This window comes from Micromonospora salmantinae, from assembly GCF_022230905.1.
In the GTDB taxonomy this organism is placed as follows: Bacteria; Actinomycetota; Actinomycetes; order Mycobacteriales; family Micromonosporaceae; genus Micromonospora; species Micromonospora salmantinae.
Genome location: NZ_JAKKFG010000007.1, coordinates 15,639 through 27,406 on the forward strand (window position 1 = coordinate 15,639; position 11,768 = coordinate 27,406).

The window sequence follows — 11,768 nt, forward strand, 5'->3', positions numbered from 1 at the left end:
TCAGCCGCGGGTCTGCCGTGCGACGTCCTGCACCACGTCGGTGAGTCGGCCGGTGCGCTCGAACACCGCGCGCTGCCGCGCCGCGCCGCTGCCGTGCCGGCGCAACCCGCCCAGCAGGTCGGTCACCTCGGCCCAGTCGCCGTGCTGCTCCAGCGCCGGCCGCATCCGCTCCACGAACCGGTCCAACAGTTCCCAGGCTGGGCGCAGCTCACCGTTCGTGACGTCGACGGCTTCACCTTCCAGGCCGTCATGGGCGGCCCGCCAGTGCGCCCCGACCAGCAGGTGGTGGTCGGTCTGCAACGCCGGCCGGCCGGCCTCGACATCCGCCATGGCGGTGGCCACCAGCGCCCGGACCAGCGCGGCGACCAGCACCGCGTCGTCCACCGACGGGCAGACGTCGCCGATCCGCAGTTCCACTGTCGGGTACTTCGCCGACAGGCGGGCGTACCAGTAGAGCATCCCCTCGTCGAGCATCACCCCGCTGGAGATCAACTGGCGGATCAGCCGCTGGTAGTGCTCGTGCGACTCCAGGTACGGCGTCGGCGCCACCGACGGCCAGCGCTCCCACTCCACCGAGCGCCAACTGGCGTAGCCGGTGTCCTCGCCCCGGGAGAACGGCGAGTTGGTGGTCACCGCGTGCAGCATCGGCATCCACGGCCGTACGTGGTTGAGCACCTGCACACCGGTGTCCGGGTCGGGCACCCCGACGTGTACGTGCATGCCGTTGTTGCCGGGGCCGGGGACGAGCAGCCGGAACCGCTCGATCATCCGGTCGAAGCGGGGCTTGTCCACCACTGGCGGCACCGGGCCGTCCACCGGGCCGGTGCCGATGGCGAGCAGGCGTACGCCGGCCCGCTCGGCGGCGTCGGAGAGCGCCCGACGCAGTACGCCGAGGGAGTGCCGGATCGACGAGAGTTCCAGGCCGGGCGGGCTGCCGATCTCGATCTGACTGGTCTGGAACTCCCGCTCCACCTGCCCGCGAAGTTCGGCCGGCACCTGCTCCATGACCAGGTCCACGGCCGGAACCGCGGCCCCGGTGTGCGGGTCGACGAGCAGGAACTCCTCCTCGACACCCACGGTGAGCAACCCGGTCGCCGCAGCCATGTCGCTGGGCGCCTCCGCCACCTGACCGGTCATCGACATCACCCGTCCGTTCCTACCGTCGCGGTCCGTCCGCGTTGGTCCTTCGTTGGTTACCCAACGTGGCGATGCCGGGAAACGTGGCGGCGGCGCGTCGTGCTCGGGGCGGGCCGCCGGATTCGGCTGGGTGACGTGACAGCGGGTCCTATGCTGGGCCCGTGTCGGTGCTGCTGGGCTATGTCGGGGTCGCGTGGATGTCCGCGTTCGCCCAGCTCACAGTGCTCGCGGGCCGTCCGGTCGACCTGCTGGCGGGCGCCGCGTTGACCGCCCTGGTGCTGCTCGCGGTGGTGCTGGCGGCCCGGGTGCACGACCGGGCGGGCGTGCCCGGTGCCGGTCGGCGGTGGGCCGGGCTGCGGGCCCGCTCCCGAAGCCGCCGAATGCCTCGCCAGATCGACCCGGATGCGGCCGGTCGTCATCGTCCCCGTGCTCCGGGGCACCCCTCGGCCGCGTAGCGCCACGCCGCCGCGCGGCCGATCCCGCCGTCACCGGCCCCCCTTGTTGAGCGGACACCGCCCGGGGGAGGGCCTCACCGGAATCGGACCGAGGGGTTTCCCATGCTTGCCTTCGCACCGCTGCACGACGCTGTCGCCGCTGCCGGCAGCGCGCTGTCCTGGCTCACCGAGCTGCTCGAACCACTGGCCGGCGGCGGAGCGACCGCTGCCGCCATCGTGCTCTTCACCATCGCCGTCCGCCTGCTGATCTCGCCGCTGACCGTCGCGCAGGTCCGCGGCGAGCGGCGCCGCGCGGCGCTCGCCCCGCAGGTGCGTGACCTTCAGAAGCGGTACGCGGACGACCCGGCGACGCTTCAGCGGGAGGTGTTCACGTTGTACCGCGAGGCCGGCGCGAACCCGATCGCCGGGTGCCTGCCGCTGCTCATCCAGGCGCCGTTCCTGCTGGTGCTGTACCGGTTGTTCAGCACCAGTGAGGGTGGCACCGGGTTGCTGGACGAGCGGTTGGCCGGCGTGCCACTGGGTCACCATCTCAGCGACGGGCTGGCCGGTGCGGCCGGACCGCTGTTCGGCGTACTGCTGGTGGTGTTGCTGGTGGTGGCCTGGTGGTCGTCGCGGCGGGCCCGGCGGGCGTCGGCGGCGGTGGGCACGGTGGCCGGTACGCCGACCGAGGGACCGGGGGCGGCCACGCTCGGCCGGCTGCTGCCCCTGCTGCCGTTCACGACAGTGCTGGTGGCGCTGGTGCTGCCGCTCGCCGCGGTGATCTACCTGGTGACCACCAGCGTGTGGTCGGCTCTTGAGCAGGCGGTGCTCCGCCGCCCGCAGGCGGTCTCGACGCGCCCTCTGGACAGAAACAGTTAACTGTCTTAATAATTGGCAGCAACGTTGACGTCCATAAATGCCCGTCCGGGCCCGGAGGGTCGCATGAAACGCTCCAGATCGCTTGTCCTGTCCCTCGTCGCCGCCCTCGCGGCGACACTCGGCGCGGCCTGGGTGGCGCTGCCCGCGTACGCCGCCGGCGCCACCGCCAGCTTCGTCAAGACCGCCGATTGGGGCTCCGGCTGGGAGGGGAAGTACACCATCACCAACGGCGGCAGCTCGACCATCAACGGCTGGAGCCTCGCCTTCGACCTGCCGTCCGGCACCACCCTCGGCAGCTACTGGGACGCGTTGCTCAGCTCGTCCGGCCAGCGGCACACCTTCACCAACCGATCCTGGAACGGCACGATCGCCCCCGGCGCGTCGGTCTCCTTCGGCTTCCTGGCCAGCGGCTCCGGCTCACCGGGCGGCTGCCAGCTCAACGGCGCGTCCTGCGGCGGCGGCACCCCACCCACCACGCCGCCACCCACCACGCCGCCACCCACCACCCCACCGCCGACGACGCCCCCGCCGACCGACCCGCCCACCGGTGGGTTGCCGAAACACCTGCTCACCGGGTACTGGCACAACTTCGACAACCCCGCCGTCGAGCTGCGGCTACGCGACGTCCCCGCCGAATACGACCTGGTGGCGGTCGCCTTCGCCGAGGCCACCGCGACTCCCGGCGCGCTCACCTTCGGCGTCGACCCCGGGCTGGCCGCCGCGCTCGGCGGCTACACCGACGCGGACTTCACCGCCGACGTCCGCACCCTGCACAGCCGGGGCAAGCGGGTGATCCTCTCCGTCGGTGGTGAGACCGGCCGGGTCACAGTGAACAACGCCGCCTCGGCCACCGCGTTCGCCGACACGGCCGCCGCGTTGATCGCCCGGTACGGCTTCGACGGGATCGACATCGACCTGGAGAACGGGCTCAACCCCACGTACATGGCGCAGGCGTTGCGAGCGCTGCGGGCCACTGTCGGGTCGGGGCTGATCATCGCGATGGCGCCGCAGACCATCGACATGCAGAACCCGGCCGGTGGCTACTTCAAGCTGGCGCTCGACATCAGGGACATCCTCACCGTCGTCAACACCCAGTACTACAACTCCGGCGCGATGCTCGGCTGCGACCAGAACGCCGCATACGGCCAGGGCACCGTGAACTTCATCGTCGCGTTGGCCTGCATCCAGTTGGAGGCCGGGCTCCGCCCCGACCAGGTCGGCCTCGGCCTGCCCGCCGGAGCGGGGGCGGCCGGCGGCGGCATCGTCGCGCCCAGCGTGGTCAACGCCGCCCTGGACTGTCTGGCCCGGGGCACCAACTGCGGCAGCTTCCGCCCACCGCGCACCTACCCCGGCATCCGGGGCGCGATGACCTGGTCGGTGAACTGGGACGTCAGCAACGGCAACGGCTTCGCCAACACGGTGGGCCCGCACCTGGACACCCTGCCCTGAGCGCGCTCGCCGGCGTCCGGGCAGGACGCCGGCGGTAGGCGGTAACGCGGATCAGCGACCGGCGGTCACCGACCGCCGGTCGTCGCGACCCCGACGCTTGCGAACCTTACGGATCGCCCAACTGACCACCATCGCGACGAAGACCGCGGCGATCGCGTAGTTGAACCAGTCGCTGTAGCGCTCGACGTCCTGCCAACGGCGCCCGAGCGCGTAACCCGCGCCCACGATGAGACCGTTCCACACCCCGCTGCCGATGGTGGTGAGCAGGATGAACTCACCCAGCGGCATCCGGTTGGCCCCGGCCGGCACGGAGACCAGACTGCGGACCACCGGCACCACCCGGCCGATCAGCACCGCCCACCGGCCGTGCCGCTCGAACCACTTGTCGGCCTTCTCCAGGTCGTCGCTGTCCACCAAGGGGATGTGGTCCAACCAGCGCTTGAGCCGTTCCTCGCCCAGCGCCGCGCCCAGCCAGTAGAGCACCAACGCGCCCACCAGCGAGCCGACCGTCGCGGCCAGCACCACGAGGAAGACGTTGAACTCGCCCTCGTGCGCCAGGAAACCGGCGAGCGCCAGCACGATCTCACTGGGGATCGGCGGAACGATGCTCTCCAGCGCCACCAGCAGCGCCACTCCGACCGGACCCATCGCCTCGATCACCGAGGCCACCCAGCCGGTCAACCCGGTGAACTCGGACGGGTCGCCAGCCTGGGCGTACGCCATAGGTCGTCCTTCCGGTCCGCTTTCGGGGATCGGAGGGTCATACCCGGCGGGGCCCGAACTACACCTGCGCTCAGTGCTCCGGGTGCAGCGCGGTGTCCGCCGGCCCCTGTCGCCAGCCAGTGAACACCACTGTCAGGCCGGCGCGGGACGGCGCGCAGCAGAACGGGCCCGCGACGGCCTCGGCCGTCGGGTCCAGCGGGGCGAGCCGGACCAGTCGCCACGGCTCGTCGTCGACCCGGGCGCGGACGGTCAGCGCGTCACCGGCCCGGCTCACCCGGACGGTCACCTCCCGGCCCGCCCACTCCGGCACCGGCCCCACCGACCAGTCGGAGAACTCCCGGGTCACCACCGCGCCGAGCTGCGCCTCGCCGTCGCTCACCTCCACGCCCGCCTTGGTCCAGGTCCGTTCGTCGACGCGGACGAACGCGCCGGCCTGGTCGAACTGGGCCGAGAAGTCGAGCCGGAAGCTCACCTCCATGGCGGCGCCCACCGGCAGCGGCGCCAGCAGCGCCGGGCCGTTGTCGTGCACGAAGCCGTAGCTGGTCCGCCGCCAGAAGTCGCTCTCCGCCGCCGGCTCGACGATCAACTCGCCGGCCGGGCCCTCCTCGACGCGTACCGGCGGGTGCAGCCAGCTGCCCCGGGACCAGTCCAACAGTTCGCTCGGCGGTACGAGGTCGTTCTCCATGGCGGCACGGTAGCCAACGCCACCCCGCGCCCGCCGCCCGCCGGACGGGTTTGCCGCGGTGATCGAACGGAGATGTTCCTCCGGCATGGGTGACCGTTGGTATTCCGAAGCCGTCGTCTACTGCCTCGACATCGACACGTACGCCGACTCCGACGGCGACGGGGTCGGTGACATCCGTGGGCTGATCGGGAGGTTGGACTACCTGGCCCGGCTCGGGGTGACCTGCCTGTGGCTGCACCCGATCCACCCGTCGCCCAACCGCGACGACGGCTACGACGCCACCGACTTCTACAACGTGGACCCGCGCTTCGGCACCCTGGGCGACTTCGCCGAGCTGCTGCACCAGGCGCAGAACCGGGGCATCCGCGTGATCATCGACCTGGTGGTCAACCACACCTCCGACGAGCACCCGTGGTTCCAGTCCGCCCGCTCCTCGCCGGACTCGCCCTACCGGGACTGGTACGTCTGGTCCGACACCGAGCCGGACGACAGGCACCAGGGCATGGTCTTCCCCGGCGAGCAGGACGAGACCTGGAGCTACGACCGGACCGCCAAGGCGTGGTTCTACCACCGGTTCTACAAGTTCCAGCCGGACCTCAACTTCGCCAATCCGCAGGTCCGGGACGAGATCAAGAAGATCATGTCGTTCTGGCTCCAGCTCGGCGTCTCCGGCTTCCGGATGGACGCGGTGCCGTTCATCATCGAGCTGACCGAACCGGGCAACCCGAACTCCCCGAAGGACTTCGAGTTCCTGACCGAGATGCGCCAACACGTCCAGTGGCGCCGCGGCGACGCCGTCCTGCTGGCCGAGGCGAACGTCGAACCGGACCAGCTACCGACGTTCTTCGGCGACGCCAGCGGTTCCGGCAACCGGATCCACATGCTCTTCGACTTCATGCTCAACGGGCGACTCATGCTCTCCCTGGCCCGCCAGGACCCGGAGCAGTTGATCGACGCGTTGCACGACACCCCGAAGCTGCCGGTCGGTGGGCAGTGGGCCACCTTCCTGCGCAACCATGACGAGATCGACCTGTCCCGGCTGACTACCGAACAGCGCAACCAGGTGTACGCGGAGTTCGGCCCGGACGAGAACATGCGCATCTACGACCGGGGCATCCGTCGCCGACTCGCCCCGATGCTCGGCAACGACCGGCGGCGCATCGAGCTGGCGTACGCCCTGCAGTTCTCGATGCGCGGCACGCCGGTGCTGCGATACGGCGAGGAGATCGGGATGGGTGAGGACCTGTCGCTGCGCGGCCGGGACTCGATCCGTACCCCGATGCAGTGGTCGTACCAGCCGAACTCCGGCTTCTCCACGGCGGACCCGGAGAAGCTGGTCCGCCCGGTCATCGACAAGGGTGAGTTCGGCTACCAGACGGTGAACGTCACCGCCCAGCGGGGCGACCCGAAGTCACTGCTCGCCTGGTTCGAGCGCATGATCCGTACGCTGCGGGAGGCGCCGGAGATCGGCTCCGGCTCGACCAGCCACATCGACGTGCCGGTGCCGCCCGGCGTGCTGACGCACCGGGCGGACGGGCCGACCGGGACGATGGTCTTCGTGCACAACCTGGGCACCGACGACGTCGAGGTGGATCTCAGCAGCCTCGAACCGGAGGCCGACCTGCCGATCGACGTGCTCGCCGACCGGGGCTACGGAGAGTTGGGCAAGCTCGGCGCGGTGAAGGTCTCCGGCCACGGATACCGGTGGATTCGCCTATGCCGGGGGTCGGCCTGTTGAGGTTAAGCTCCTCCGATCGACCCCAAGTTACCGGGAGGTAATCATGTCGGAGGAGTCCCGCGTCGCCATCGTCACCGGAGCCGCACGCGGCATCGGCGCGGCCACCGCCCGACGGCTGGCCGCCGACGGAATGGCAGTCGCCGTGGTCGACATCGAGGAGGCGGCCACGAAGGAGACGGTGGACGCCATCGCCGGTGCCGGTGGCCGGGCGCTCGGGGTGGGCGCCGACGTGTCCGACCGGGACCAGGTCGAGGCGGCGGTGAGCCGCATCGCCGCCGAGCTGGGCGCGCCCACCGTGCTTGTCAACAACGCCGGTGTGCTCCGCGACAACCTGCTGTTCAAGATGACCAACGCCGACTGGGACACGGTCATGGGGGTGCACCTGCGCGGCGCGTTCCTGTTCAGCCAGGCCGCCCAGAAGCACATGGTGGACCGGAAGTGGGGGCGGATCGTCAACCTCTCCAGCACCTCCGCGCTGGGCAACCGGGGCCAGGCGAACTACGCCGCCGCCAAGGCCGGTCTACAGGGCTTCACCAAGACGCTCGCCATCGAGCTGGGTCCGTTCGGGGTGACAGTGAACGCTGTCGCGCCCGGCTTCATCGTCACCGACATGACCGCGGCCACCGCCGCCCGCATGAAGGTCGACTTCGACGACTTCCAGAAGCACGCCGCCGCCGAGATCCCGGTCCGCCGCCCGGGCCGGCCGGAGGACGTCGCGCACACCATCTCGTTCCTGGCGAGCGAGGGCGCGGGCTTCGTCTCCGGTCAGGTCATCTATGTCGCGGGCGGCCCACGGGACTGACCCGTACCCCCGACGAGGGCGCTCCGGCAGGTGGGCCGGCGCCCTCGTCGCCGGGCCTCGTCGCCGGGTCAGCCGGGTCGGCACCGGGTCAGCCGGTTGAGCGGCGGGTCAGGCGGGGGCGTGGCGGGTGCGCCAGAGCCAGATCAGGCCGAGCACCGGCAGCACCAGTGGGATGTAGCCGTACCCGCTGCCGAACTGCGACCAGACCGTCTCGTCCGGAAAGAGGTCCCTGTCGACCAGGCTCAGGATGCCGACCGCGACCACCCCGACCAGCTCCACCGAGCAGCACGCCAGCGCGACCCGACGGCCGGTGTGACCGGCTCGGGCCAACCCCACCGCCGCCACGATGTAGATGAGCGCGGCCACCCCGGAGAGCAGGTACGCCACCGGCGCCTCGTCGAACTTGGTGGCGAGCTGCAGGCCCGCCCGACTCGTCGCCGCGATCGCGAAGAGCAGGTAGACCGCGATCAGCAGCCGACCCGGGCCGGAGTTCGTGCGCTGCCGAGCCGGTCCTGTCTCAACCACCGAGCACCTCCCAGGTCTGCTGCAACCGGACCACCACCACCGGGGTCACCAGGCAGACCGCGCACACGATCGCCGAACCCCAGCGGGTCGGTTCCATCCGGGCCAGCACCCAGGCCAGTGGCGGCAGGCACACCAGCGTGACCAGGTAGCCGAAGAACGCGCCGGGCTCGCCGGGCCGATCCCCGCCGCCGACCGCGACGAGCGCCAGCACGCTCAACACCAACAACGCCACTTCGAGTACGGCCAGACCGACGAACTGCACCCGGTCCGGCGGTCGGTGGCGTACCGCCGCCACCAGCGCCCACACCGCCACGAGCAGCGACAGCACGATCGGCACTGTCGCGACGATCCCGTCCACCGGCGAATCGGCGCCCACGCTGGTCACCGGCGCCACCCGGTCGTTGCCTCGGTCACCGGCACAGCCTACTAACCGTCGTAGTAAAGGGGTGCCCTGCCTCTCCGCGTGTGACGCGCACCCGTCCAGGGGTCCGCAGCCCCGGTGCCACGCTTCTCGGACGGGGTCAGTCGCCTGCTTGCAGCCAGGAGACGGAGACGGCGAGGAGCGGGTCCGGTCCGTCGTTGTGAATCTGGAAATGAAGGTGAGCTGCTTCGATTGGTCGAACCCGCCGCCGTCATGGCCGCCCGGGCGACTAGCGTGGATCACGTCCGTGGCGTTGTCGCGGTGCGGGGAAACAGCGGAGGTACACGTGCTGCGGTTCGGCTTGTTCGGCACCGGTCACTGGGCGATCGAGACGCACGGGAAGGCGCTGCACGCCCATCCCGACGCGGAGTTGGTCGGGGTGTGGGGCCGCAACCCGGAGCGGGCCTCCGCGCTGGCCGAGCGATACGGCGTGCCCGCCTACGCCGACGTCGACGCGCTGATCGAGCAGTGCGAGGCGATCGCCGTCGCCCTGCCGCCGGACATCCAGGCCGACATCGCGGTCCGGGCCGCCCGCGCCGGCCGCCACCTGCTGCTGGACAAGCCGCTGGCGCTCAGCGTGGCCGACGCCGACCGGGTCGTGGCCGCCGCCGAGGAGTCCGGGGTCGCCTCGGTCGTCTTCTTCACCCAGCGGTTCCAGCCGAACGTGACCGCGTTTCTCGCCGCCACCGCGGCCGCCGGGGGCTGGCAGCACGGCCGGACCACCGCGTTCGCCTCGATCTTCCAGGACGGCAGCCCGTACGGCGGCTCGTTGTGGCGTCGGGAGCACGGTGCGCTCTGGGACATCGCCCCGCACGCGCTCTCGATCCTCCTGCCGGTGCTGGGCCGGGTGACGCAGGTGGCGGCAATGGACGGACCGAACGGGATGGTGCATCTGCTGCTCACCCACGAGGGCGGTGCCACGAGCAGCGCCTCGCTCTCCCTGGATGCCCCGACCGAGTCGATGGCCCGGGAGTTCGTGTTCTACGGCGAGAACGGCATCGAGAACGTCCCGTTCGGCGAGAACGACGCCGCCACCGCGTTCGGCGTCGCCATCGACCAGCTGGTCGAGCAGGTGCGGGCCGGCACCCGGGACCACCGCTGCGACGTCCGCTTCGGCCGCGAGGTCGTCACCATCCTCGCCGCCGCCGAAACCGCCCGAACCGAATCCCGCACCATCCCCCTCCCCTAACACCCCACCCCACCCCACCTCACCCCACCCACCCCAACCGCCAGCCCAAGTTGATCAAGAGGTTTGCGTCACGACACGCCACGCGGCATGACGCAAACCTCTTGATCACCCGGGTTCGGGCTGGGCGGGGCCGGGTTGGGGCTGGGGTTGGGTTGGGCGGGTTTAGGTGGGGGTGGAGAGGGCGGCGTTCAGTTCGTCGGGGGAGTTGAACTGCTCGGGTGTTAGGGCCTGGAGCATCTGCAACATTGCCGTGCTGGCCCCGTTCTCCTGACCCCAGCGGATCAGGTCCTCCCGCGAGACCGGGTAGTCGAGCCCGGCCAGGTACTCCTGCAACTGAACCCCGGTGACGGTCATGTCGGCCGGCTACCCGCTCGCGGTGGTCGTACACCGGCGGGGTTGGGGCCCACGACGGCCCGGCGGTCGGCGTGTCGGCCCGCGACGCGCGCACGGTTTGCCGCAGCGGCGGCCGGGTAGCCGCTGGCATGCTGGTTCAGCGGCTCGGCGCGCCGAGCGATTTCGACCCGTTGCTGGAGCGCGTTCGGAACGCCAGGGTGGTGATGATCGGTGAGTCCACCCACGGCAGTTACGACTACTACCGGTTGCGCGAGCAACTCACCCGCCGGTTGATCGCGGAGTGCGGTTTCTCCTTCGTCGCCGTGGAGGGTGACTGGCCCGACTGCGATCGGGTGCACCGTTCGGTGACGGCCGCGCCGGGCGGCGCGCTCGAACCGCAGCTCGCACTCGACCAGTTTGAGCGATGGCCGACCTGGATGTGGGCCAATGCCGAGGTGGCCCGGTTCGCCAGCTGGTTGCGGGCCTGGAACGTGGAGCGGCCGGAGGAGCAACGGGCCGGGTTCCACGGCCTCGACGTCTACAGCCTCTGGGAGTCGATGCAGGCGATCTTCGACTACCTGGGGGAGGAGGACCCGAAGTCGCTGGAGGCGGCGCAGGACGCGTACCGGTGCTTCGAGCCGTACGGCAAGAGGGTCGAGGAGTACGGTGCGGCCAGCCGGTTCGTCTCCGCGCGGTGCGAGGAGGAGGTTGTCCGGTTGCTCGCCCGTACCCGCGAACACGCTCTCTCCGACGGCCCGGACCGCTTCTCGGCCTGGCAGAACGCGGAGGTGGTGGCCGGCGCCGAGCGCTACTACCGGGCGATGGTGGCCGGCGGGCCGGACTCGTGGAACATCCGCGACACCCACATGCAGGACACCCTGGACCGGCTGTTGGACCGCTACGGCCCCGACGCCCGGGGCATCGTCTGGGCGCACAACACGCACGTCGGGGATGCGCGGGCCACCGACATGGCCGCCGACGGCATGGTCAACATTGGTCAGTTGGCCCGGGAACGGCACGGCGAGGACGCGGTGGCCCTGGTCGGCTTCGGCAGCTACCGGGGCACTGTGATCGCCGCACCCCGGTGGGGTTCACCGCCCGAGGCGATGGTGGTGCCCCCGGCTCGGGAGGGTTCGATCGAGCGGCGGTTGCACGAGCTGATGCCGGAACGGGCGGTGCTGATCTTCGGCGGTGACGACCAGCCGGGCTGGGTCACCGAGACCGTGGACCACCGGGCGATCGGGGTCGTCTACGACCCGTCGTTCGAGTCCTGGGGCAACTACGTGCCCACCCGGCTCGGCGACCGCTATGACGCCTTCATCTGGTGCGACGACACCACGGCCCTGCACCCGCTACCGGTGCCGGCGGTCCCCGGCGAGATGGAGACCTACCCGGCGGGCGTCTGACGCCCGCTCGATCGCATCGATCATGGAGTTGTGGTGCTGGACGAAGG

At 70.9% G+C, this 11,768-nt stretch carries 13 protein-coding genes; 7 read left to right on the top strand and 6 right to left on the bottom strand.

What is annotated here, in order from left to right:
• The gene (locus PSH03_RS06060) at positions 1-1,143 is read right to left on the bottom strand and encodes a carboxylate-amine ligase (RefSeq protein ID WP_372494710.1); all 1,143 of its coding nucleotides are present in this window, start codon (positions 1,141-1,143) and stop codon (positions 1-3) included.
• Positions 1,144-1,298: 155 nt separating this feature from the next.
• On the opposite strand from PSH03_RS06060, the gene PSH03_RS06065 reads away from it, so the two are divergent.
• The 3 genes from PSH03_RS06065 to PSH03_RS06075 all read left to right on the top strand — a co-directional run bounded on the left by PSH03_RS06065 (position 1,299) and on the right by PSH03_RS06075 (position 3,899).
• Entirely contained in the window at positions 1,299-1,592 is a 294-nt protein-coding gene (locus tag PSH03_RS06065; RefSeq protein ID WP_238688503.1) for a DUF6412 domain-containing protein, read from the top strand.
• Between the two features lie 102 nt (positions 1,593-1,694).
• On the top strand, positions 1,695-2,450 hold the full coding sequence (locus tag PSH03_RS06070) for a YidC/Oxa1 family membrane protein insertase (RefSeq protein WP_238688504.1): 756 nt from the start codon (positions 1,695-1,697) through the stop codon (positions 2,448-2,450).
• 63 nt (positions 2,451-2,513) lie between these two features.
• Entirely contained in the window at positions 2,514-3,899 is a 1,386-nt protein-coding gene (locus tag PSH03_RS06075) for a chitinase (protein ID WP_238688505.1), read from the top strand.
• Positions 3,900-3,950: 51 nt separating this feature from the next.
• Here the strand turns inward: PSH03_RS06075 and PSH03_RS06080 are convergent, their stop codons facing one another.
• Positions 3,951-4,622 carry a DedA family protein gene (locus PSH03_RS06080; RefSeq protein WP_238688506.1) on the bottom strand — a complete coding sequence of 224 codons (672 nt, stop codon included), beginning with the start codon at positions 4,620-4,622 and terminating at the stop codon, positions 3,951-3,953.
• A gap of 70 nt (positions 4,623-4,692) precedes the next feature.
• Entirely contained in the window at positions 4,693-5,307 is a 615-nt protein-coding gene (locus tag PSH03_RS06085) for a DUF1349 domain-containing protein (RefSeq protein WP_238688507.1), read from the bottom strand.
• A gap of 85 nt (positions 5,308-5,392) precedes the next feature.
• On the opposite strand from PSH03_RS06085, the gene PSH03_RS06090 reads away from it, so the two are divergent.
• Both PSH03_RS06090 and fabG read left to right on the top strand, forming a co-directional pair.
• Positions 5,393-7,045, top strand: a complete 1,653-nt coding sequence (locus PSH03_RS06090; protein ID WP_210785357.1) for an alpha-amylase family protein — start codon at positions 5,393-5,395, stop codon at positions 7,043-7,045.
• 43 nt (positions 7,046-7,088) lie between these two features.
• Positions 7,089-7,847: a 3-oxoacyl-ACP reductase FabG gene (fabG, locus tag PSH03_RS06095; protein WP_238688508.1), complete on the top strand. Its 759-nt coding sequence runs from the start codon at positions 7,089-7,091 to the stop codon at positions 7,845-7,847.
• 108 nt (positions 7,848-7,955) lie between these two features.
• Here fabG and PSH03_RS06100 read toward each other — a convergent pair whose 3' ends face one another.
• Positions 7,956-8,372: a hypothetical protein gene (locus PSH03_RS06100; RefSeq protein ID WP_238688509.1), complete on the bottom strand. Its 417-nt coding sequence runs from the start codon at positions 8,370-8,372 to the stop codon at positions 7,956-7,958.
• The gene (locus PSH03_RS06105; protein WP_181539482.1) at positions 8,365-8,757 is read right to left on the bottom strand and encodes a hypothetical protein; all 393 of its coding nucleotides are present in this window, start codon (positions 8,755-8,757) and stop codon (positions 8,365-8,367) included. The genes PSH03_RS06100 and PSH03_RS06105 overlap by 8 nt, the downstream gene beginning before the upstream one ends.
• 322 nt (positions 8,758-9,079) lie before the next feature.
• On the opposite strand from PSH03_RS06105, the gene PSH03_RS06110 reads away from it, so the two are divergent.
• Complete coding sequence (locus PSH03_RS06110; protein WP_238688510.1) at positions 9,080-9,982, top strand: Gfo/Idh/MocA family protein; 903 nt, start codon at positions 9,080-9,082, stop codon at positions 9,980-9,982.
• Positions 9,983-10,144: 162 nt separating this feature from the next.
• Here PSH03_RS06110 and PSH03_RS06115 read toward each other — a convergent pair whose 3' ends face one another.
• Complete coding sequence (locus tag PSH03_RS06115) at positions 10,145-10,336, bottom strand: DUF2795 domain-containing protein (protein WP_210785757.1); 192 nt, start codon at positions 10,334-10,336, stop codon at positions 10,145-10,147.
• A 128-nt stretch (positions 10,337-10,464) separates the two neighbouring features.
• Between PSH03_RS06115 and PSH03_RS06120 the strand changes: the two genes are divergently transcribed.
• A complete protein-coding gene (locus PSH03_RS06120) occupies positions 10,465-11,721 on the top strand; it encodes an erythromycin esterase family protein (protein ID WP_238688511.1) in 1,257 nt (418 codons plus the stop codon).
• Positions 11,722-11,768: the final 47 nt, after the last annotated feature.

Coding starts and splice junctions, on each gene's coding strand:
- PSH03_RS06080 (WP_238688506.1), bottom strand. CDS start 4,622: ATGGCGTACGCCCAGGCTGGCGACCCGTCCGAGTTCACCGGGTTGACC.
- fabG (WP_238688508.1), top strand. CDS start 7,089: ATGTCGGAGGAGTCCCGCGTCGCCATCGTCACCGGAGCCGCACGCGGC.
- PSH03_RS06115 (WP_210785757.1), bottom strand. CDS start 10,336: ATGACCGTCACCGGGGTTCAGTTGCAGGAGTACCTGGCCGGGCTCGAC.
- PSH03_RS06060 (WP_372494710.1), bottom strand. CDS start 1,143: ATGTCGATGACCGGTCAGGTGGCGGAGGCGCCCAGCGACATGGCTGCG.
- PSH03_RS06090 (WP_210785357.1), top strand. CDS start 5,393: ATGGGTGACCGTTGGTATTCCGAAGCCGTCGTCTACTGCCTCGACATC.
- PSH03_RS06075 (WP_238688505.1), top strand. CDS start 2,514: ATGAAACGCTCCAGATCGCTTGTCCTGTCCCTCGTCGCCGCCCTCGCG.
- PSH03_RS06120 (WP_238688511.1), top strand. CDS start 10,465: ATGCTGGTTCAGCGGCTCGGCGCGCCGAGCGATTTCGACCCGTTGCTG.
- PSH03_RS06085 (WP_238688507.1), bottom strand. CDS start 5,307: ATGGAGAACGACCTCGTACCGCCGAGCGAACTGTTGGACTGGTCCCGG.
- PSH03_RS06070 (WP_238688504.1), top strand. CDS start 1,695: ATGCTTGCCTTCGCACCGCTGCACGACGCTGTCGCCGCTGCCGGCAGC.